Genomic DNA, 22,489 nt, shown 5'->3' with positions numbered 1-22,489 from the left:
GGAGTGGGGAGTGGTTGTAACCCTACTCCTTAATACCCAGATAATTATCCAAACATTCTGGGCGGATATCCGCGTGTATCTCCGGTGGCAATTTGGGATTGGCAATTGATGATAGTTTAATCCATTGCCTATTTCCTAATTTAAAACGAAAATACTGTTATGAGCAGACTTTCCCCGATGGTGTTATTGGAGCGATGTCTACTACGGGCTATGACGCTCTCTACGAGACGCTCTTGCTAGCTTGCAACTCTTACAGAGTACGCGGACTCGCTCTAAGCGAAGCCATGCCGTTGGCGCAGCCTCTCGTAGAGAAGGCTTTACGCTTCGCTATTAGTGTTGCTCATCAAGGGCAGTATTGGGGTAATACTAATAGGATTTACGTAGAGGAGATCCCCTAACCCGCCTAAAAAGGGAAAAGTCTCGTGCATCTGGGTTTACTGACACGAGACGACAGTGTGCAGGAAAAATCAATCTCTCTCTAGCTCAACTTTTTAAGGCATCACTGTGGATTTTCCTATGGCTCTTAAGCACAAATTACTGCCCAGATTCCCGACTCCTTAAAGAAGTCGGGAATCTGAATCCAGCTTAGATAAATGACATTCCACCCTACTGGATAATTAATTTTTTGGAAATCCCCGATCGAATTATTGACTCACAAGTTGCTCTTGTGATTCCTGTTTGACTGCCGAACCTTGAGGTCCCAATTGAATCAGTTCAATTTTATACCCATCAGGATCTTCCACAAAAGCAATTACCGTCGAACCATGTTTCATTGCTCCTGGTTCGCGCACGACTTTACCGCCCTGAGTGCAAATTTCTTCACACGTAGCGTAAATATCATCAACGCCAAGGGCAATGTGACCGTAAGCATTACCTAATTCGTACTTTTCCACACCCCAGTTGTAGGTTAGTTCGATTACCGAGTTGTCGCTTTCGTCACCATAGCCAACAAAAGCCAAGGTAAATTCTCCACCTGGATAATCTTTTCGGCGCAGCAGTTTCATTTTGAGAATTTCACAGTAGAACTTTAAAGATTCTTCAAGGTTGCCCACCCGCAGCATTGTGTGTAGTAATCGCATATTGACCTTTTCTCTGTAATTGATTTAGTGTTATTCTCTGCAAACATTTTACCTAGCTCAAAGTCTTAAGGTAAAAATGCTGTCACAGAAAGAATTAAAAGCCGAGAGGACAGAATAAACAATTACCCATTCTGGGCATTGCTCCCTATCCCTATAATGGAAATCTTCTTTAATCTCAGCCGAGAAAGTCTCTTAACCACCTATGCTAGCGATTGGGTTAGGCAACTGGACTGGATGCGTAACACACTCGAATAAAGGATAAAGTACAGATGAGTAAATTTCTAGATACTGCCATTGAGGCGATCGCAGCTCGTGAAATTCTTGATTCACGCGGTAGACCGACAATTGAAGCCGAAGTGCATTTAGCTAACGGTGTTGTCGGATTGGCGCAAGTTCCTAGTGGTGCTTCTACTGGCAGTTTTGAGGCTCACGAACTGCGTGATGGCGATAAAAGCCGTTATGGGGGCAAAGGCGTACTCAAGGCAGTACAAAACGTCAAAGAAGCATTTGCACCACAATTGTTAGGCTTGGATGTCCTAAATCAAGAACTGCTAGACCGCACAATGATTGCGATCGATGGTTCTACTAACAAATCCAATTTGGGGGCTAATGCAATTTTGGGGGTTTCCTTAGCAGCTGCTAAAGCTGGTGCTGAGTCTCTAGAAATTCCTCTATATCGCTATTTGGGTGGCCCTTTAGCGAATTTGCTCCCAGTACCGTTGATGAACGTGATTAACGGTGGCGCACACGCATCAAACAACGTGGATTTTCAAGAGTTTATGATTGTCCCAATTGGTGCAACTTCCTTCCGAGAAGCATTGCGCTGGGGTGCAGAGGTGTTTGCTACTCTCAGTCAAGTATTAGATGAAAAAGGTTTGCTTACTGGTGTGGGTGATGAAGGTGGCTTTGCTCCTAACCTAGAATCTAATCAGGTGGCTTTGGAATTGCTGGTTGCTGCCATTCAGAAAGCTGGTTACAAGCCAGGCGAACAAGTAGCTTTGGCGCTGGATGTGGCGGCTAGCGAGTTTTACAAGAATGGTCAGTATGTTTACGATGGTAAACCTCACGCCCCAGCTGAATTTATTGATTATTTAGGACAACTAGTTGACCAATACCCAATTGTGTCAATTGAGGATGGCTTACACGAAGAAGATTGGCAAAGTTGGCAATTACTGACCCAGAAGTTAGGTTCGCGGGTGCAGTTGGTAGGGGATGACTTGTTTGTAACGAATGCTACGCGCTTGCAAAGAGGCATCCAAGAAAAAGCCGCTAATGCCATTTTGATTAAACTCAATCAAATTGGTTCTCTCACCGAAACCTTGGAAACAATTGATTTGGCAACTCGCAACAGTATCCGTTCAGTAATTAGCCATCGTTCCGGTGAAACAGAAGATACAACGATCGCTGATTTAGCTGTAGCCACCCGTGCCGGTCAAATTAAAACAGGTTCCCTGTGTCGCAGCGAACGCGTAGCAAAATATAATCGCTTGCTGCGAATTGAAGATGAACTAGGCGATCGCGCCGTTTATGCTGGTGCTGTGGGGTTAGGGCCGAAGTAGGGAATAGGGAATAGGTTACAGGTTACAGGGAATAGGTATTTTCTGTCCCCTGTCCTCTGTCCCCTTTTCCCTTTCCCTTTCCCCTAATCAAGGATAAAACCCCAACTTGGGCAACCCCAAGGTTTCATCCCAGCCCATCATCAGGTTCAGACACTGAATAGCTTGGCCCGCCTGTCCTTTAATTAGATTGTCAATTGCTGACATGACAATTACGCGACCCGTGCGTGGGTCAACTTCTACACCGATGTAACAAAGATTGCTGCCGTTAGCCCACTTGGTTTGAGGGTAAACGCCGCTACCGCAGACTTTTACCCAAGGAGAGTTGCGGTAGAAGGCTGAGAAAATTGTGATTAAATCATCTCGTACTAGACCAGGGTCGCTCATTGTGGCATATACTGTTGCCAAAATACCGCGTACCATTGGGATAAGGTGCGGTGTAAATTGAATCATAAGTTCGTGACCAGCTAAGTCACTGCAAATTTGCTCAATTTCTGGGGTATGACGGTGACGAGCAACATTAAAAGCTGTTATGGAGTTGTCGGCTTCAGCTAGTAATAAGTTGGTTTGAGCCTGCCGTCCGCTGCTAGATGTGCCAGACTTGGCATCGATAATAGCTGTTTCTGGTCTGATTAAGCCTTGCTTTAAAAGTGGCGAAAGTGCAAGAAGACTAGCAGTGGCATAGGAACCGGGACAGCCAATAAGTTGAGCTTCGGCAATGCGATCGCGATAAAGTTCTGGTAATCCATAAACTGCTGTGGCTGCGATTGTGCGATCGCTTCTCTCTGTACCATACCAATTGGTATAAGTTGTCAAATCACTAAACCGATAGTCTGCACTCAAATCTAGTACTTTACATCCTTTTTCCAAAAGTTTGGGTGCGATTTGGCAAGCCAGACCATTTGGTAAAGACAGGAAAACTACTTCACAGCGGTGAGCAATTATTTCTGGTTCTACTGCCTCTATTAGCAGGTTAGTTGCATGAGCCAGATGCGGGTAGAGATCCCCAAAGGATTTCCCAATACTAGTCTCACCTCCTAAATAAACCATTTCGACTTCTGGGTGATCCATCAGTAGTCGTACTAACTGCACTCCACCATAGCCCGACGCGCCAACAATCCCAACGGGTACGCGTCTAAATTTGCCCATGATCCCAAATCCTTATCCCATGAATGGTTAATTCGTTCTCAGCTATCAACAATATCAGCGACCAGACGCGCAGCGCACAAAAGGTCTTAAACCCCTCTACTTTGTTCTTTAGAAGATGGGGGAGCAAACAAATGATTATTATGCTTCCTCATCTCCTTCGTCCTTTACTGTCGCTGCACTTTATCGCCATTTTTAATGGCAAAAATTTTTGCCCCGTTATCAAATCATTGCTAGTCTACTTCTCTGCCTTATAAAGGAGCTACAATCTAAAAGAAGAAATTGTTAAAAAAATTTACGTTTATAGCTGGAAATCTTCTGTGTCACAGCCTAATCCTACCCAAGCTTTTAAATTTGATTCGATTGATGCCGCTTTAGCAGACCTAAAAGCTGGTCGCGTCATTGTAGTGGTAGATGATGAAAATAGAGAAAATGAAGGCGACTTAATTTGTGCTGCCCAATTTGCTACACCCGACATGATTAATTTTATGGCGGTGGAAGCAAGAGGACTCATTTGTTTGGCAATGACAGGCGATCGCTTAGACGAGCTAGACTTACCCTTGATGGTAAGCAACATTACAGATACTAACCAAACTGCTTTTACTGTCAGTATTGATGCCGGGCCAGAATTAGGTGTCACTACAGGCATTTCAGCAGAAGACCGCGCCCGCACTATCCAGGTTACTCTCAATCCAGCCACAAAACCTACCGATTTGCGTCGTCCTGGTCATATTTTTCCGATTCGGGCTAAAGCTGGAGGCGTACTCAAACGCGCAGGACATACGGAAGCGGCTGTTGACTTAGCGAGATTAGCAGGGCTATACCCGGCGGGTGTAATTTGTGAAATTCAAAACTCCGATGGTTCAATGGCGCGGTTGCAGCAGTTAGTTGAATACGCAAAACGTCACAATTTAAAAATTATTAGCATTGCGGATTTAATCAGCTATCGCCTACAGCACGATCGCCTAGTGTATCGTGAGGTAATTACCAAACTGCCTAGTCAATTCGGTCAGTTTGAAATTTACGCCTATCGCCATACTCTGGATAATACAGAACACGTTGCAATTGTCAAGGGCGATCCAGCTAATTTCAAAGATGAGCCAGTGATGGTGCGGATGCACTCAGAATGTTTAACTGGTGACGCTTTGGGTTCTTTACGCTGCGACTGTCGGATGCAGCTTGTAGCTGCACTGAAAATGATTGAGTCTGCTGGTCAAGGTGTAGTTGTATACCTGCGTCAAGAAGGGCGGGGAATCGGCTTGATTAACAAACTCAAAGCCTACTCTTTGCAGGATATGGGACTAGATACAGTAGAAGCAAATGAGCGTTTGGGATTTCCTGCTGACTTGCGAGACTACGGTATGGGGGCACAAATGCTCATGGATTTGGGCATTAAAAAGATTCGTCTGATCACCAATAATCCCCGCAAAATTGCAGGTGTCAAGGGTTATGGGCTGGAAGTAGTCGATCGCGTGCCATTGTTAATTGAGGCAAACGACTACAATTCCTATTATCTGGCGACAAAGGCGAAAAAGCTGGGTCACATGCTGTTACAAACTTATCTGGTGACAGTGGCAATCCACTGGCAAGATGACCCGGAAGCTGTGACGGAACGTTATGAACGCTTAGAAAAACTGCGACACTTAGCCAGAAGTAACGATCTATTGTTACAGGAAGAAGCGCGTCCCTTGGCGATCGCTATATTTGACGAGCCATCTTTAACAGTACACTTGGGTTTCGATCAGGCAAAAGTTGCTAGCTGTGATTGGTATCAGCAGAGTGGTCATCCTTACATACAGGCAATCTTCCAAATTCTGGATAACCTAGCAACCGTGCCTTACATCCAGAAACTAGAATTTCTAATTTCTTCTGGTTGCGATCCTTTGAGTAATTTACAAGTCCAACTAGATCGGCAGACATTCGCGGATGGTACACTGCCTTCATCGATTAGCGATCGCTTGGAGACGCAACAAATTTACAGCTTTAGTAAATAGCCACAACCCTAAAAGCCAACTTTTTAAGGGGTTGGAGGATGTATATAACTCCTATATTCCCCCCAAACTTTTCTGCCGTTCTTTTATATGACAATGAGAGCAATCAAAATTATTGTTGAAAAACATAATGACGGTTACGTAGCATATCCCTTGGGTATCAAAGGGGTTGTAGTTGGCGAAGGTGACAGCTATGAAGAAGCACTAGCTGATGTTAAATCTGCTATCCACTGCCATATAGATATATTTGGTCAAAAGGTTTTAGAAGAGGAATCACCAGTCCTAGAAGCTTTTGTGGCGGAAGCTGAGGTTCCTATTTAATGGTTAAATTCCCAGTAAACGTACCTAAAGCTAAAGTAATTAAGACATTGGAATTTCTGGGATTCACTGTTATTAGGGAGCGGGAACATATTGTTATGGAGCGAGAAAATGAAGATGGAACAAAAACTCCACTGACTATGCCTAACTATTCTCAAATTAAAGGTTCGACGTTGAGATCCATCTGTACTCAAGCGGGTATCTCAAGAGAGGATTTTTTATCTGCTTATGAGCAAATCTGAAAGCAATACTGCTAGGTTAAGACTAAAAAATAGAAATGTGTAGCGAATTAGGCGATCGCTTTGAAACTGAAGTTCAATTATAAAACTCGCATTACAGATACTTTTGCACCAACCGCTCATCTAGCATGGCTTTTACTTCTTCATCTGTAGGTGGCAGGCTGTCAGTCTTGGTAATACCGATTAAACTTGCAGCTAAACCCTTTGGCTTTGACGTTGGCTGAAGTTTTGGTTGGAGCGATCGCATCAATGTATTGATTAACTGCCAACGATCCTCGGCAGATAATCTCAGTGCTTGATCTTCAAGTTCACGTAAAATCATAGTGATAATTTTCAACAGAGAGCATTGAGTTCTTAAAATAAGACGGCTTCCGATGCAACAAAGTGTTAGACTGTCTCGCCCTTTGCTGCTTGTGGCATTGACTCAATCAACGCCCTTAACACTTTGTTGACCGATTCTGATGTGGTGAAAACCTGAGCGCTGCTTTTAATTTATCCCACTCAACTCCATGACCAAATCATATCTTATTGGTTAGGTTTCTATTGGACTTAACTCAGAAGCGCTATATTCGTCTTTTATTTTGAGGAAATTAATCAACCTATAAAAATCCAACAAAGGGCTTTCGATTTGGTCGATTCTACATAGTAAGCGGTGAGTCAAAAGCCCTTTATTGCATAGATTTCAAAGAGGAACTTCAAGTTAAGGTTATTTTTCCTCAGCATTCAGCCGATCCAATCGGTCATTTGCATCCTTTGCTAATCGCAACCAAGGAACGCTTGACAAAAGTCCCTCTATAGCTGTGATAGACCCATCTGGGAAATTTCCTGAAACTGACAATGCGATACCAAATAAACTGAAGAGACCACACATCGCACTCATCACCAAAGCGACGTTAAAGCTCAACTGTGCCTGTCTTAAACGTTCTTTCATGACATCGAGCTTGCTTGTTGCTTCATAGCTTGATGTTGGATCGGTTGTTGAAACCTCAATATCAGTGTTATTTGACGCCTGTTTTCTTATCTTGTTTGATATCATGATGTTGATTCCCGGTACTTCATTTCACACTGTGATTCACAATGTGTATATTATGGCTTATTTTATTCTGTTTATGTGAAGGTATCTAGAAAATATTTTTACTCTAGTTTTAAGTAATGTGAAGCTTGCTATACCTGAACTTGCCAAGTCTAAGCCATTAAAATCATGATGAAAACCCTGTAAATAATACATTTGAAGGTAAATTGTATAATATACAACAATTTATTTTTCATTATTAATGTGTTTTTTGTGTAAAACGTGTACTATGGGTAATGAATTATAAAAACACATGGTTAAGTAAAAAATAAATGGACGAAAATGAATTCACAAAAAAAGTTCAGGAACTAACCCCCAAACCAAGGGAGGTGTTAATGCTGGTACTACAGAGTTATACAGATAAACAAATCTCAGAAAAAATCGATGCTTCAATAGCTACGGTTCGCAAACATATCCAAAATCTCTGCGATCGCTTTGAAATTCAGCGTGAAGTAAATGGTATAAAAAGGAATAGACGAGGGGATTTGATTGCTTTAGTAGCTCGATACAAACCAGAGTGGGTCAGTGATAGCTTTTCTGCGCTCACAAATAACTTTATAAGAGCAGACACAGATTTCACTCAGGCAAACACCATACCCTATATGTCCCAAAATGGGGCTGAAGAAAGACCAGATGTTTCCGTTTTTTATGGTAGACAAGAAGAACTGAATAAGCTCAAGCAATGGATTATTGAGAATAAATCCCAAGTGGTAGCTATTTGGGGAATGGCAGGAATTGGTAAAAGCCTTCTAGCAGCCAAGTTAGTCCATGAGATTGAAGGTAAATTTGATTATATTATCTGGCGATCGCTTTGGGATGCTCCAACGTTCGACAAGTTTAACGAAGATTTAAGGTTCTTTAAAGATTATCGTTGTCTTCTCGTACTAGACAATTGGGATACCATTTTAAAAAAAGGTGATTTTGCTGGGCAGTATGAAGAAAAATATAAGGAATATGGTGAACTTCTAAAACAGTTAGGAAAAGAACATCAACAAAGCTGTTTAGTAATAACTAGCCGAGAAAAACCTAGAGAAATCGCTTTACTTGAAGAAGAAACCCTATCCGTTCGTTCATTATTACTTGAGGGTTTGAAATATGCCGATGCAAAAGCAATCTTGGAAGCAAAAGAATTGTCTGGAGAGCAAAGATGGAAAACACTCATTCATCTGTATCGCGGTAATCCATTAGCCTTAAAAATTATTTCAACCATGATTAAAGAATTATTTGGAGGTGATGTTTCTGCATTTATTGAACAAAGCTTATCAGCAGTTATTTTGGATATAAGTGATTTAATACAAAAACAATTTGAACGCTTAACGGATTTAGAAAAGGATATTATGTATTGGCTAGCAATTGAACAAGATTCAATTTTCAAAGACAATATTCCTTATTTACAAGCAATTGCTGAAAAATCTGAATCAGTTTCACTAACAAAATTGCAAAATGCTTCTTTGTTAGTATCGCCGTCAGACTTTTTAAATGCTCTTAATTCTTTAGCCAAAAGAGATTTAATTGAAAAAGGTAAAGCAACTTACACCCTTCAACCAGCAGTATGGGAGTACGTTAAAAATAGGTTTATTGAAGAAGTTTGTCAAGAAATTCAGACATTTAATAAAACTCATAAGCTTAAACTACTTAAGAGCCACGCTTTGAAGAAATCTTTAGATAAAAATCTCAAAGAGGCTCATACAAACCATATTCTGAATTTAATTCAGAATAGGTTATATCTAAAAGGAAATTTTCAAGAATCGCTAGATGCTATCAAAGAAATGGTACAAGGGAGATCACAGCTAGAGGTTGGTTATGTAGCAGAAAACATAGAAAATATACTAACAGTATTTCAATAATTGTAAGAATTAAGGTTACACCACCTTACCTTGCAACTAACAATAAAGCTACCTCTTTTCCTACTAAAAAATATAGAACTATCTATAGATACTCACGATTTAGTACTGATTTAGATTAAGGAAATGGCTAAATATAGTGTGGGAGATTTTATGAGTCTCGAAAGAGGACAAAAAATAAGAGGACGCTACAGAATTATTCAAGAGTTAAGAATAGGTGGTCAAGCTCAAACCTATTTAGCAGAGGATTGTAATCAAGAAGCTCCGAGTCAAAATCAGTGTATAATTAAACAACTCAACCAACGCAAATTAACTGATAAATCAACTTTATTAACAGCAAGAAAGCGCTTTGAGATAGAAGCAGAAACTTTAAAAAAGTTATGTATCCATCCTCAAATACCTGCACTTATTGATTATTTTGAAGAGGAACAAGAATTATATTTGGTTCAAGAGTACATTGACGGTTCTGATCTGAAGCAGAAGCTAGAAGAGAGTGGCCCTTGGAAAGAACAAGATGTTATCAGTATGTTAAAGGAGATTTTACCAACCCTAACATATATTCATCAACAAAAAATTATACATAGAGATATCAAACCCTCAAATTTAGTTATGCGAGAGCATGATAATAAAATATTTGTGATTGATTTTGGGATTGTTAAAGAACTCAACAATTTATTAACAAGCTTCACAGCAACAGGTCAGTCTCCTGGTACGTTAATATATATGGCACCAGAACACAGGAAAAACAAACCGTGTTTTAGCAGTGATCTCTATTCATTGGGATTAGTCGCAATTGAAGCTTTAATTGGAGAATACTCACCCCCAGTTTTGGAAACAGGTGAAGTCATTTGGTCTCAGGAAGGGATTAGCAGAGATTTAGCAGATATTTTAAACAAAATGGTGCATCACTCAGTACAACACCGCTATGAATCTGCACAAGAGGTTTTCGAGCATCTTATGAATATCCCTCTACAGCCTTCTACTATTATTCATGGAAGATATAAAATTCAGCGCAGAATTGGCTAGTTAAACAAACTTAAAGGAGAATTTATGAATAAAATTAAGTTTCGTCAGACTTACATTGTCACAGATGAGCAGTTAAAAAAACAACCAGAACGTGTTATCAAACATTTAAAGACAAGAAATTATAATCAACCAGTAATGAGGCAAGCAATAAATTGCTTTAATACAGAAATCGAAAAGTTAAAAAAGCTAAATTATAGCCAGTGTAAAGTGGCACAAATTATCGAATCATTTGAGGATCGGCAAGAATTTTATATAGTTTATGAATACATTAATGGAGATAATTTAAGTAATCAAATTACAAATAATAGTCTTTGGAATGAAGAACAAGTTATAGATTTATTACAACAGGTTTTAGAGATATTAAAGTATATTCATCAAGAAGGTGTCAAACACTTTAATATTAAACCTTCCAATTTAGTAAAACGGAGTGATGGCAAAATATTTTTAATTGATTTTGGCGGAGTTAATGAAATATCTACTTTAACTTTTAATGATGAAACGCAAATAGTCTCAAAACAACCAGTAGGTACTAAAGGCTATATGCCACCTGAACAAGAAAATGGCCTTCTGTTGTACTCAAATTGTGATTTATATGCTTTGGGCATAACGGCAATTCAAGCTTTAACTGGAGAAACTCCAGATACGATTGAGAAGCATCCACAAACAAATAAAATTGTTTGGTCAAATCAGATAAAAGTGAATAAACAGCTTACACAAATTTTAGATAAGATGGTACATACTGACTTTAGAGAACGTTATCAGTCAGCGGATGAAGTCTTAAAAGATTTGTCTCAAATAACAGCTAAATTACGCTCCAATAATATAACAAATCTGTGGCTTATATTGCCGATTTTATTAATAGGAATTATTCCTTTTCAAAACTGGGGTCAAATACTTGGAAACCATTTTTCAAGTAGTCCAAAAAATATAACCCCACCGAATATTACCTTACAGCTATCTCCTACACCAACTATTGAACTAACTCAAACTCCATCATCTAATGATCCTCTGAATAGCGTAGATATTAGGATTGCTGGTTCCTCTGCCATGTCAATAATTAAGAAAACTATCGAAAATAAATTTACAAACAAGTATAAGAATTCTAGAATAATATCAGATAGCGAAACTGCTGGTGACGGAATTGATGCTGTTAAAAATGGCAACGAAGAGATTGCAGCTTCTTCTCGTCCTTTGACTCTTGAAGAAAAAAATAAGAAATTGCTAGAGGTGATGATAGCACACGATAGACTGGTATTTGTGACAGGAATTAAAAAAAGGTATACAAATGGATTTAGTTCAGATCAACTCAGGCAAATTTTCGGATGTGAGAATAAGATCACTAATTGGTCTGCTTTGGGAAAAGCAGAAAAATCTATTAGAGTACTGATGAAACCGTTAAATAGTGGTGCTACTGTAACTGTTAAAGATAGTGTGCTAAAGGGGAAAGATTTTTGCACGAATTCTAACTTTGAAACTTTAAGTAACAATGGTGAAGTTAAAGAACTGATTTCAAAGTTAGGAACTGATGCGATTGCTTATGGCAGTTCACTAAATCTAGGAAATCAGAAAACTGTTACGGTTCAGCGAATTGACGGACATCTGTGGTATGAGAAAGATTATCCCTACAAACGCAACCTATTCTTGGTTTACAAAAATCCGCCTAGTCCAAAAGTTAAAGCATTTATAGAATTTGTAAAATCTCCACAAGTACAACAAGCTATTAAGGATATACCAGAGACAAAGATGATAGAACCTTGATTTTCAGGTGGCTTCACAGGATTTGTTTGAAGTTGCAGCAGTTTCCTAGCCAATTTTAATAGGCGATTGAAAACAAGATGATAGCGATCGCTCTCCAAACTTCTACTTTTTAGCTGAAACAAAAAGAAGACTCTCACTCACACGAAGGGGAATGATGAGATTAACTTTTGGGCGATGGGGAGTTGACCCCATACCCCATTCCCCATGCCCCATTCCCAATTAATAATGAGTTGCTGACTTGCGATGATGCACGGCTGTAACGCCATCAGTATCTAGCAATTTGCCATTCTCGACAGTCGCATAAACTAGCCAGTGGTCGCCAGATTCCATTCGGTTTTGTACGGAACATTCGAGATATGCTAGAGCATCCGTAAGTATGGGAGAACCGCTTTCAGCTTCTTCGGCGGCGACATCAGTAAATCGGTCTTGTCCTGGGCCAAAAGGTTTGAGGAAGTGCTTCATCAATCCCAAGTGATTCCCTTCTTTAAGAATATTCAGGACAAATTTGTTTCCTGTATGGGTCAGTGTTTCTACTGCGCGGTCTTTGGCGACGGCGATGGTTAAACCAGGTGGACTAAAGCTAGCTTGAGACACCCAAGAAGCTAACATGGCACTGGAGCGATCGCCTTCTTTGGCTGTGAGAACGCAAAGAGAACCGACAATCCGACCAACTGCTTGTTCTACATTTGTTGCAGGTTGACTTGGCGATCGCACTTTTCTAGCTTTTTTGAGTGCTTGGGCAAAGTCGGTTCCAGCTTCTTCACACAATTGTAAGGTAGCATCGTCGGGTTTGAATTTGACGCGGATTGTATCAAAACCAAATCGATAGCCAGCATCTTTTAATTTACTTTCAATTAAATCAACCGCTTCTCCACTCCAGCCAAAGGAACCAAAAGCACCAGCGAGTTTATTGTTAGTGGCGGTGGATAGGACAATTCCTAAAGCTGTTTGTACAGGTGTCGGTGCATGACCACCGAGAGTAGGAGAACCGATGATGAAACCACCGGCTTTTTCCACAGCCGCCCGGATTTCTTCTGGTTCAGTAAACTCGCAGTTAATCGATTCTACGGCAACGCCAGCTTTTGTAATGCCACGAGCGATCGCTTGGGCTAATGTGGCTGTATTTCCATAAGCTGATGCATAAATCAACGCTACTGTCAAGTCAGCAGAAGTTTGCTGTTGACTCCATTCTCGATAAGCTTTGGTCAGGTCGATTAAGCCATAGCGTACCAGAGGCCCGTGTCCAGTGGCATACATTCGCACGGGGAAATCAGCTAATTTCTCCAGCGCTGTTTCAACTTGACGAGCGTGGGGAGCCATCAGGCAATCAAAATAATAGCGCCGATCCTCGTTATATACTTCCCAACCTTCATCAAATACCTGATCTCCACAAACGTGCGCCCCAAATAACTTATCTGTGTAGAGAATTTCTGTTTGCGGGTCGTAGGTACAAAGTTGATCTGCATAGCGGGGATTAGGAGTGGGAATAAATTGTAAATTATGCCCATTACCCAAATCTAGAGTTTCTTCGCCGCGCATCACAAGAATTTGCAAATCTGAATTTTCCAGCGCCGCACGTAAATTTCTCGCTCCTGGATTAGAACACACAAAGGTGATTTGCGGGGCAATTTCTAACAAAGCTTTTAAAGTTGCAACACGGTTAGGATTTACGTGTCCCAAAATTACATAATCTAAATCTTCAAGATGGAAACGTTGCTGCAAAGCTTCTAAATAAATTTGCGTAAAGGTTTCCCCTGGAGGATCGATTATCGCGGTTTTCTCACTTTCGATTAAATAAGAATTAGCAGTTGTACCCTTAGCAAGAGCATATTCAATTTCAAATCTCAGCCTTGACCAACTGCGCGATCGCAGTACTCTTGTATCTGTAGCAATGGGAAAAACTTGAACGTCACGGGGTTTATTTTTTGACATAGGTAAAACAATTTTAGATTTTAGATTTTAGATTTTGGATTGTTAATTAAAGATCCAAATTCTGGATATTAAGTAGGCATGGGTATACTAAACAAATGCTTTATTGAGTGGTTATGGATTTTGGATTATTAATCTAAATTCCAAAATCCAAAATCCAAAATTAATAGTGGTTGCCAACTTTACGGTGATGCACAGCAGTCAAAGCATCTGGCTTAGAAACCCCTCCGGCGTAGACTGTGCTGTATACTGCCCAATGGTCGCCGCAATCCATTCTGCTGATGACTTCGCACTCCATGTAGGCGAGCGCATCGTTGAGGATGGGCGCACCATTTTCGGCCGGCTGAGTTCTCACACCTTCAAAACGATCTGCGCCAGGGGCGAACCGTTTCAAAAAGTGTTTCATTAATGGTTGGAAATTGCCTTCTTCTAAAACGTTGAGAACAAAGCGATCGCCTACTTGCATGAGTGATTCAATTGCCCGATCTTTGGCTACTGCAATGGAGAATCCCAATGGTTTGAAGCTAGCTTGAGCAACCCAAGAGGCTAGCATGGCACTGGATACATCGCCTTTTTTCGCAGTAATAATATATAACCCACCGCTAAGTCTACCTAGTGCTTTATCTAAGTCAGCACCAAGGGATTTCATCGCTTTGATGTTGCGATCGCGTGTTACCCATTGAGCTAAGTCTGTACCTGCTTCTTCACACAACTTGTAAGTATTTTCTGTGGGCGTTTGTTTAATCCGAATTGGTGGAAAAACTGTTGTCAAACCCAAATTGCGGAATTTACTCACCAAAGGATCTATCGGCTCATCATCGCCACCACCTGTTTCAAATACGCCGATAGCTTGCTTTTCTTTGACAGATCCTAAAACTGTGCTGAGTGCAGCTTGGATATTTGCAGCACCGGAAGCCGGAGGTAATCCAACGATTAGTCCAGCACAACGGCTAACTAGTTCTCGCAGTTCTTGTAAATCGACTTCAGATCCCAAATCGACAATTTCCACGGCGACACCAGTTTTACTGATACCGTTGGCAATTGCTTGCGCGAGGCGATCGCTATATCCGTATTCAGAAACGTAAAATATCCCAATTGTTGTTTCCGCCTTGGTTTGGCTTTGGCTCCAAGTGCGGTAACGTCCAACTAGTTCTTCAACATTGTGAGATAATAATGGCCCGTGCCCTGTAGCAATCGTGTTGATGGTTTTCAGTTCCGCCATCCGCTTCAGAGCAGATAGAACCGATCGGGCATTCGGCCCCATCAAGCAATCGTAGTAGTAATGAAAGTCTTCTTCGATCGCTGCTAAGTTTTCATCAAAGGTGCTATCTGAGCAATAGTGCAGCCCAAAAGCATCGCAAGTGTAGAGAGTTTTGGTTTTGTGGTCGAAGCTGAAAATGGTATCGGGCCAGTGTAAATTTGGAGCAATCACGAATTCAAATTCATGCCCATTGCCCAAATCTAAGCGATCGCCATTTTTCACTATCCGCCGTTTAAATGGCTGATGTACCAAATCCTCAAGAAACTGAATCGCCACTTTAGAACCGACAACGGTTATTTCTGGAGCCATTTGCAGCAAATCTTTAACTAAACCGCTATGGTCTGGCTCGGTGTGGCTGATAATTAAATAATCAATCTCTGTTGGATTAATTAGTCCAGTAAGCGTATCAAAGTATAGTTGACGAAACTTTTCATGGGAGGTATCAACTAAGGCAGTCTGCTCCCCGCGAATGAGAAACGAGTTATAAGTAGTACCGTTTTGCAGACCAAACTCAATATCGAAGCGATCGCGATCCCAATCCAAAGAGCGAATAGCCGTAGTCTCTTGAGCAATCTCTACAGTCTGTATGGTGAGCCGTTTTTCAGTTTTTTCGGTGAGTGCTACCATAACTCCCTCCTTGACACAATGAGTATTTCTTCCTCTTCTTTTATTGTTACACGGCTTTAATGTTAATTTTTATTAAAAAATCTATAGTTGACTTAAAAAAGTTAAAAGTGTGAAACCACAGAGCCACAGAGAGGAAATTTGGCTAGCCTTAGAAATTGGTAATTCGCGGCTGCATTGGGCATTGTTTATTGGCGAGACACTTTACTCAGCTTGGGATACCGACTATTTTTCTGAGTCTGTCATCCGACATCTAGCTGAATGTCAAACCCTAAATGATTTATTATCGGCAATTTCTCCAAGCCATCAACAAAGTAATTTTCTCACAAATACTCCACCCCTTTGCGCTTTTGTCTCTCTGCCTCCGTGCCCTCTTCTCCTTGCCTCGGTAGTTCCCAGCCAAACTGCTATTTGGCAAACTTACCCAAACGTTCGCGTTATTACCTTAGAGCAAATACCACTCAAAGGCGTGTATCCCACATTGGGAATTGACCGCGCTTTAGCTTTATGGGGTGCGGCGAAAACTTGGGGTTTTCCGATGTTGGTAATTGATGCTGGGACAGCGTTAACTTTCACGGCTGTGGATACTAATGAGTATCTAGTTGGAGGTGCAATTTTGCCGGGATTAGGCTTGCAATTTGCAACTCTCGGTCAACAAACAGGACAATTACCATTAGTAGAAATGCAAAACTTTTCATCTCTACCAGCACGTTTTGCTCTCAATACTCAAGAAGCGATCCAAAGCGGAGTAATTTACACATTCTTAGCTGGAATCAAAGATTTTATGGAGGCGTGGTGGGATTTATTTGCTGATGGGAAGATTGCGATTAAAGGGGGCGATCGCACTTTATTAATTAACTATTTGCAAGCTTTATGTCCTGAAATTGTAGAACGTTTAGTTGTGGAAGCAAATTTGATTTTTTGGGGAATGCGCGAAATAGTAATGGGTGATAGCACAGAATGAGCTAGTTTAATTCATTGAAATTATGACTTTTTAAAATACCTTGAATAAACTCCCGAATTTCGCTTGCCACAACCTCAGCACAAGCTTCTGGCAAGTCATTTCCGGCATGAGCAATCATTTTCAACTCGACTTTCGGTATCAGTTGAGCATAAACACGGCTTCTGGCTAAAGCATCTGGTGTATCTTGCCCACCTTGTAAAATCAAAGCTGGGACATCGATCATATAAAGCTGCTTTTGCAGTAATTCCGCCTCAATTTCTACTTGTCGCCGTTTGAAAAGTAACTGGCAACCTATAGGATACGGCAATAGCGATTGACGCAACTGCAAGTCTTGTGCAATTTTTTCATGCCAACCCAGGATTTTAGTCAAGGGAGTTAGCGATCGCAAAAATTTAACTATTAGTGGTGGATAATTCAATAATCGCCGCATCTTCTGGCAATACTCTTCTTGCCCTGCTATCTCTACGCCCTCTGGTGCTAGCAGTACCACACCATCAACTTTCTCTGGATACTTTAAAGCATAGCTAGCAGCAATCCAACCCCCAAGAGAATGCCCCACTAAATATACTTTTTCTAGCTTCACAGCTTGCAAAAATTCAGCTAAACACTCAACTTGTAAATCTATCGAATGATGGATATTAGGATTTTCTGATTCACCAAATCCTAATAAATCGAGTGCAAAACAATGAAAATCTTGTGCAAGAGATTCCATCACAGATAACCATTGACTGCTCTCATTCCAAGCACCATGTAAAAAAATTATAGGAGTTTTTTCACCGACTTCACGCCAGAATAATAGCCCTTGAGAGAGCTTTCTCCGGGAGTTACGGAATAGTGTATCCATTTTATTTAGTAGTTAACTTTTAGCATCATAATAAATAGTGATTAGTCATTAGTCATTAGTCATTAGTTAAATTACAAACACAAAGGTGTGGTGCGATTCGTTTAGCGTCTCCTTGGGGAAGCCTCTCGTAGAGAAGAAAGGATTCCTTAAATATAACTTTGGTGGCAAATAACCAATGACAAATGACAAATGACAAATGACTAATGACTAATGACTAATGACAAAATATTATTAAGCCAGTGTTGTCAAGCCATTCAAGTAGTCTTGCAACTGCCGAGTATGGTCGTGAGACATCTTTCCTGAAGGTAGTAAACTGGGAGAGAAAGCTTGGATTTCCATAACTTCTAAAGTGTCTTGAATCTCCATTGTCCCATGCACCTCGGCTTCAACCACAATACAAATTGAATGAATTCTGGGATCGCGGTCTGGTGCAGAGTAAACTCCTACTAAACGGTTAATTTTCACCAATTCTAGCCCGGTTTCCTCCATTAATTCCCGGCGCACTGTATTGGGAATATCTTCTCCCCAATCTACAATCCCTCCAGGCAATGACCAAAGACCATTGTCGCGCCGTCGGATCAGTACAATCCGACCATCGGGTAAAATTGGGATGATACTAGTGCCAGTAATGGGATGACGAAATATTATACCCAATACTGTTTGTCCAAGACGCCATAAGCTACGTGTGGACTCTACAGCTGCCGGAAAAAAAGCAATAACGTTCAATCTTCAAAGTTTTGTGTTGTATTCTATAGTTCCCTACCACTTACATAAGCTCAACTAATAAAAATTTTATTGAGTTTTGTTTTATACAAAAATGTTTGTGGATTGAGATTTTATTCTCACGATTTACGTAGAATATTATCAATTCTAACATCAAGTTTAATGAGAAGCACTGTATTTATATATACATGATATTTCTTGAAGCAGGTAAATTTGCAGTTTATAGCTATAGCAATCCTATTTGAGTTGTGAAAATTAACGAACCGCTTTCTCTACGATAGGCTTTTGCCAACTCAAAGCGTCTCGTAGAGAAGACGCCAAGAGCGCCAAGAAAAGAAAGAGAAGTTTTCACAATTGATTTAGGACTGCTATAGCATTAGTATTGCTGAAACAAAAAAATAATATAAATAATAAGTCAAAATTCCAAATTCGGAATTCTGAATTTATAATAGGCACTTAAGTAGGATTTAAAACCTACAATTAATTAAAGACCACTAAATCAAAAATTATACTCTATGCTTAAATTTACCTATGCTTCTTGAGTTTTTATAACCCACTCCTGAATTATTTTTTGATAATATTGGTTAGTTTCAAAAACAACAACTAATGAGCTAATTTACAATCAGTTGACAGATTGAAATCTCAGAAAAGATATTTTTCATCTTACTGGCGAGGATAATTCAGAATTTTATTGACAAACTTAGATATAATGCGATAGACTAGTACACTGTTTAAAGCGTATTCATTGCTGCACTAGGCTAAAATTATATCAATAACATTGGTAGCTAATATTGCCTACGTGATGCCTAGTTGCTACTTTTTTGTTGTTTATTAATAGAGGTGAACATGGCCAAGCGCCGTAACCCGAAAAAAGAAAAGGCGCTACGTAACCAGGCGTATGCCAGAAAGTTTCGTAAACGGACTACGACAGGAAGAATGCAGAGAAGGTTCCAACAAAGACCACCAAAGAGTGAGGAAGAAGAAGGCGCAGCAGCAGCTGACACTGAATAAGTTGCCTGCCTAAATCCTTATTGTTTGGGTTATTTACCTTTTAGGGCGCACATTTATTTGTACGCCCTTATTTATTTTTGTGCATTGGGCATTGGGCATGGGGCACTGGGCATTGGGCATTGGGCATGGAAAAGAGACAAGGGAGAGACTTGTTCAATAATTCTCCCTTGCTCCCCTGCTCCCCTGCTTTCCAGTCCCCATTACCCCTTATCCCCAGAGGAGACCTCACCTTCCCCAATGCCTCTATTGAGCAATTTGAGCACGGGCGGCTGTGAGTGCTTTGTTTACCTGTGCAAAACCAGTGCCACCGTAACTGTTACGCGCAGCAACAACTTGACGGGGGGAAATAGCCTCATAAATATCTGCTGCAAATGCTGGGTGTAGTTGTTGCCACTCTTCCAATTTCAAATCTTTTAGGAGTTTGCCTGCGGCAATACTAGTTTTTACCACCTTACCCACAAGGTTATAAGCTTCCCGAAAAGGAACGCCCCGTGCTGCCAAATAATCTGCTACATCGGTGGCATTAGAAAAATCCTCCGCCACAGCTGATGCTAACCGCTGGGTACGAAATTCTAAGCCTTCCCTGAGCAAAATCGTCATTGCTTCTAGAGAGGCTTTGACTGTGTTAACGCTATCAAATAAACCTTCTTTATCTTCTTGTAAGTCTTTGTTATATGCCAGGGGTAGCCCCTTCATAATCACTAACATCGCCTGGAGATGACCGAATACACGTCCTGTTTTCCCCCGCACCAATTCTGGGACATCGGGGTTTTTCTTTTGGGGCATGATGCTGGAACCCGTAGCACAGCTATCTTTGAGGGTGACAAAGCGAAATTCTTCAGATGACCAAAGAATGACTTCTTCTGCAAGGCGGCTGAGGTGAACCATAATCAAGCTAGCAGCACACAAAAATTCGATCGCAAAATCGCGATCGCTCACTCCATCGAGGCTATTAGCATAAATATCGTCAAAATTCAAGAGTTTGGCTGTGTAGTGGCGGTCAATGGGGAAAGTTGTTCCCGCTAAAGCACCACATCCCAAAGGTGAAATATTCACGCGGCGAGAAACATCTCCTAAACGTTCCCAGTCACGTTGGGCCATTTGAAAGTATGCCAAGAGGTGATGAGCTAAACTCACGGGTTGGGCACGTTGGAGGTGGGTATAACCAGGAATCAGGGTTTCAACGTGCTTTTCGGCTATATCCAGCAAAACACCTTGAAATTCTCGCAATTCGCTTTTGATTTGTTGGATTTGGTCGCGGAGGTAGAGTCTGGTATCAGTACCAACTTGGTCATTACGCGATCGCGCTGTATGCACCTTCTTACCTACATCGCCAACAATTTCTGTCAGTCGGCGTTCAACTGCAAAATGTACATCTTCAGCATCGATACCAGGCTGAAATTTTCCCTGGCGGTACTCTTGGCGAATTTGTTCTAAACCGGCAACCAGTTGCTCTCCTTCTTCTGGGGAGATAATGCCCGTGTGAGCAAGCATTTGGGCATGAGCTTGAGAACCAGTGAGGTCATATTCGATTAATTCAATATCAAAACTTATACTGGCATTAAAACGAGCGATCGCTGGATGCAACGCTGATTCAAACCGCTGGCTCCAAGTTTCTTCTTTGGTCATAAATATGAGGGAAGTGGGCATCAATTTTGGATTTTAGATTAATCATCAATCTAAAATCCAAAATCTAAAATCTAAAATTACTTTAACCGTAGCTAGTTAGATTCCGAATCATATAGCCAATGACTAAACCAATCAACAATGCCCAGACTTGACCTGTTTGTATAAAGTGGCTCCAAGCTTTTTGCATCTGACCCATAACGTTTGGATCGGTGATTGTTTGTGCTAATGCTGTCAAATTTACAGGCAAATGCCAAAGTAACTGAGATGTCAAATCGCTGTAATTGCTCATCTTTGGTGATTAAGAAGTTAGGGGTGGCAAATTTCAGCATCAGTTTATTATTTACCAAGAAGGGGAAAAGGGGAAAGGGAAAGGGGGAAAGGGCAGGAATAAAGAACTTTTCCCCACAAGGTACAAAGCCCCTATTTTTAAATAGGTTGAACAAAAAAAGAAGATTTTGAGACACGTAGTGCGTTGCCCTTGGCTTCTCTTAGAGAGAAAAATCAGCGTCTTTATTTAAAACCCCTGCTTTGAAGTATGGGGTTCCCTTTCCCCTTTCACCTTTCCCCTTTCCCCTTCTTCATATTAATTACTGATATTTACTGAAATATTGGATGTAACTTCAATGTCTTAACTCAAGATGCAGCCGATGCCAACCGCAATTTCTCGGCAGTCCGCAAAATCTGTCCCGCCAACACTGCTGCACCAAAACCATTATCGATATTTACTACGCCTACTCCCGCCGCACAAGAGTTAAGCATTGTCAATAAAGGTGCTAAACCGCCAAAACTTGCGCCATAACCAATGCTGGTGGGTACGGCAATCACCGGACAACTCGCTAAACCAGCAACAACGCTGGGTAAAGCGCCTTCCATCCCCGCCACGACAATCAACACCGATGCTGATTCAATCAAGTGGCGGTTACTTAATAAGCGGTGAATCCCAGCAACGCCGACATCCCAGAGGCGCTGGACGCGAAAACCAGAAAGTTCAGCGGTGACAGCCGCTTCTTCAGCAACGGGTAAATCGGCAGTACCAGCAGAAAGAATGCCAATTTCACCCTGAAATTGTGGTTCGATGGTAGGAGGAGCGATCGCACAAATTCGCGCCGATTCATAATATCGCAAACCGCTAACTTTTGATTGCAGTGTGGTATAAACTGCTGGTTCAATGCGGGTTGCCATCACCACCGAGTTGCGGAGGCGCATCACTTCTATAATTTGAGCAATTTGATCGGGAGTTTTACCAGGGCCCCAAATCACCTCTGGGAAACCAGTTCTGAGTTGGCGATGATGGTCAATTTTGGCAAACTCACCTACAGATTCATAAGTTAAGTCTTTGAGTGAGTCTAATGCCGTATCTGGCGTAACTTTACCATTGGCAACCGCAACGAGTAGCGATCGCAAAGTTTTGTCATTTGTCATTGGTCATTTGTCCTTTGTTACTTATCAGTTGTCAGTTGTCAGTTGTCAGTTGT

At 41.1% G+C, this 22,489-nt stretch carries 20 protein-coding genes; 9 read left to right on the top strand and 11 right to left on the bottom strand.

Features of this window, described 5'->3' with window-relative positions; translation table 11 throughout:
• The first annotated feature begins 98 nt into the window (after positions 1-98).
• Complete coding sequence (locus NSTC731_RS10665; protein ID WP_445630774.1) at positions 99-398, top strand: hypothetical protein; 300 nt, start codon at positions 99-101, stop codon at positions 396-398.
• A gap of 246 nt (positions 399-644) precedes the next feature.
• Here the strand turns inward: NSTC731_RS10665 and gloA are convergent, their stop codons facing one another.
• Positions 645-1,079 carry a lactoylglutathione lyase gene (gene gloA, locus NSTC731_RS10660; protein WP_445630773.1) on the bottom strand — a complete coding sequence of 145 codons (435 nt, stop codon included), beginning with the start codon at positions 1,077-1,079 and terminating at the stop codon, positions 645-647.
• A 269-nt stretch (positions 1,080-1,348) separates the two neighbouring features.
• On the opposite strand from gloA, the gene eno reads away from it, so the two are divergent.
• The gene (gene eno / locus NSTC731_RS10655) at positions 1,349-2,638 is read left to right on the top strand and encodes a phosphopyruvate hydratase (RefSeq protein WP_445630772.1); all 1,290 of its coding nucleotides are present in this window, start codon (positions 1,349-1,351) and stop codon (positions 2,636-2,638) included.
• Between the two features lie 87 nt (positions 2,639-2,725).
• Here the strand turns inward: eno and argC are convergent, their stop codons facing one another.
• A complete protein-coding gene (gene argC / locus NSTC731_RS10650; protein WP_445630771.1) occupies positions 2,726-3,784 on the bottom strand; it encodes an N-acetyl-gamma-glutamyl-phosphate reductase in 1,059 nt (352 codons plus the stop codon).
• Positions 3,785-4,101: 317 nt separating this feature from the next.
• On the opposite strand from argC, the gene ribBA reads away from it, so the two are divergent.
• From ribBA to NSTC731_RS10635, 3 genes are all read left to right on the top strand, one after another.
• A complete protein-coding gene (gene ribBA, locus NSTC731_RS10645) occupies positions 4,102-5,775 on the top strand; it encodes a bifunctional 3,4-dihydroxy-2-butanone-4-phosphate synthase/GTP cyclohydrolase II (protein WP_445630770.1) in 1,674 nt (557 codons plus the stop codon).
• 87 nt (positions 5,776-5,862) lie between these two features.
• Positions 5,863-6,093, top strand: coding sequence for a type II toxin-antitoxin system HicB family antitoxin (locus NSTC731_RS10640; protein WP_445630769.1), 231 nt, complete (start codon positions 5,863-5,865; stop codon positions 6,091-6,093).
• A complete protein-coding gene (locus NSTC731_RS10635; protein WP_445630768.1) occupies positions 6,093-6,332 on the top strand; it encodes a type II toxin-antitoxin system HicA family toxin in 240 nt (79 codons plus the stop codon). Before NSTC731_RS10640 ends, NSTC731_RS10635 begins: the two co-directional genes overlap by 1 nt.
• A 91-nt stretch (positions 6,333-6,423) precedes the next feature.
• On the opposite strand, the gene NSTC731_RS10630 is transcribed toward NSTC731_RS10635, so the two are convergent.
• Both NSTC731_RS10630 and NSTC731_RS10625 read right to left on the bottom strand, forming a co-directional pair.
• Entirely contained in the window at positions 6,424-6,651 is a 228-nt protein-coding gene (locus NSTC731_RS10630) for a hypothetical protein (protein ID WP_445630767.1), read from the bottom strand.
• 384 nt (positions 6,652-7,035) lie between these two features.
• The gene (locus NSTC731_RS10625) at positions 7,036-7,365 is read right to left on the bottom strand and encodes a TRADD-N-associated membrane domain-containing protein (RefSeq protein ID WP_445630766.1); all 330 of its coding nucleotides are present in this window, start codon (positions 7,363-7,365) and stop codon (positions 7,036-7,038) included.
• A gap of 308 nt (positions 7,366-7,673) precedes the next feature.
• Between NSTC731_RS10625 and NSTC731_RS10620 the strand changes: the two genes are divergently transcribed.
• The 3 genes from NSTC731_RS10620 (at position 7,674) to NSTC731_RS10610 (ending at position 12,029) form a co-directional block, all read left to right on the top strand.
• Positions 7,674-9,248: an NB-ARC domain-containing protein gene (locus tag NSTC731_RS10620; protein ID WP_445630765.1), complete on the top strand. Its 1,575-nt coding sequence runs from the start codon at positions 7,674-7,676 to the stop codon at positions 9,246-9,248.
• 123 nt (positions 9,249-9,371) lie between these two features.
• On the top strand, positions 9,372-10,271 hold the full coding sequence (locus tag NSTC731_RS10615) for a serine/threonine protein kinase (protein ID WP_445630764.1): 900 nt from the start codon (positions 9,372-9,374) through the stop codon (positions 10,269-10,271).
• 24 nt (positions 10,272-10,295) lie between these two features.
• A complete protein-coding gene (locus tag NSTC731_RS10610; protein ID WP_445630763.1) occupies positions 10,296-12,029 on the top strand; it encodes a serine/threonine-protein kinase in 1,734 nt (577 codons plus the stop codon).
• Between the two features lie 219 nt (positions 12,030-12,248).
• On the opposite strand, the gene NSTC731_RS10605 is transcribed toward NSTC731_RS10610, so the two are convergent.
• Both NSTC731_RS10605 and NSTC731_RS10600 read right to left on the bottom strand, forming a co-directional pair.
• Positions 12,249-13,961, bottom strand: coding sequence for a diflavin flavoprotein (locus NSTC731_RS10605; protein ID WP_445630762.1), 1,713 nt, complete (start codon positions 13,959-13,961; stop codon positions 12,249-12,251).
• A gap of 160 nt (positions 13,962-14,121) precedes the next feature.
• Positions 14,122-15,846, bottom strand: a complete 1,725-nt coding sequence (locus NSTC731_RS10600; protein ID WP_445630761.1) for a diflavin flavoprotein — start codon at positions 15,844-15,846, stop codon at positions 14,122-14,124.
• A gap of 109 nt (positions 15,847-15,955) precedes the next feature.
• On the opposite strand from NSTC731_RS10600, the gene NSTC731_RS10595 reads away from it, so the two are divergent.
• The gene (locus NSTC731_RS10595) at positions 15,956-16,807 is read left to right on the top strand and encodes a pantothenate kinase (protein WP_445630760.1); all 852 of its coding nucleotides are present in this window, start codon (positions 15,956-15,958) and stop codon (positions 16,805-16,807) included.
• Position 16,808: 1 nt separating this feature from the next.
• On the opposite strand, the gene NSTC731_RS10590 is transcribed toward NSTC731_RS10595, so the two are convergent.
• The 5 genes from NSTC731_RS10590 to larB form a co-directional block, all read right to left on the bottom strand.
• A complete protein-coding gene (locus NSTC731_RS10590) occupies positions 16,809-17,651 on the bottom strand; it encodes an alpha/beta fold hydrolase (protein ID WP_445630759.1) in 843 nt (280 codons plus the stop codon).
• A 231-nt stretch (positions 17,652-17,882) separates the two neighbouring features.
• Entirely contained in the window at positions 17,883-18,377 is a 495-nt protein-coding gene (locus NSTC731_RS10585; protein ID WP_335004540.1) for an NUDIX hydrolase, read from the bottom strand.
• A 1,251-nt stretch (positions 18,378-19,628) separates the two neighbouring features.
• A complete protein-coding gene (argH, locus tag NSTC731_RS10580; protein ID WP_445632061.1) occupies positions 19,629-21,014 on the bottom strand; it encodes an argininosuccinate lyase in 1,386 nt (461 codons plus the stop codon).
• A gap of 82 nt (positions 21,015-21,096) precedes the next feature.
• Positions 21,097-21,303, bottom strand: a complete 207-nt coding sequence (locus NSTC731_RS10575) for a hypothetical protein (RefSeq protein WP_094348493.1) — start codon at positions 21,301-21,303, stop codon at positions 21,097-21,099.
• Positions 21,304-21,647: 344 nt separating this feature from the next.
• Positions 21,648-22,436: a nickel pincer cofactor biosynthesis protein LarB gene (larB, locus tag NSTC731_RS10570; protein WP_445630758.1), complete on the bottom strand. Its 789-nt coding sequence runs from the start codon at positions 22,434-22,436 to the stop codon at positions 21,648-21,650.
• Between the last annotated feature and the right edge of the window lie 53 nt (positions 22,437-22,489).

Source organism: Nostoc sp. DSM 114167, from assembly GCF_052692655.1.
The sequence above is the reverse complement of the archived record's forward strand: the minus strand, read 5'-3'. Positions and strand labels throughout refer to the sequence as shown.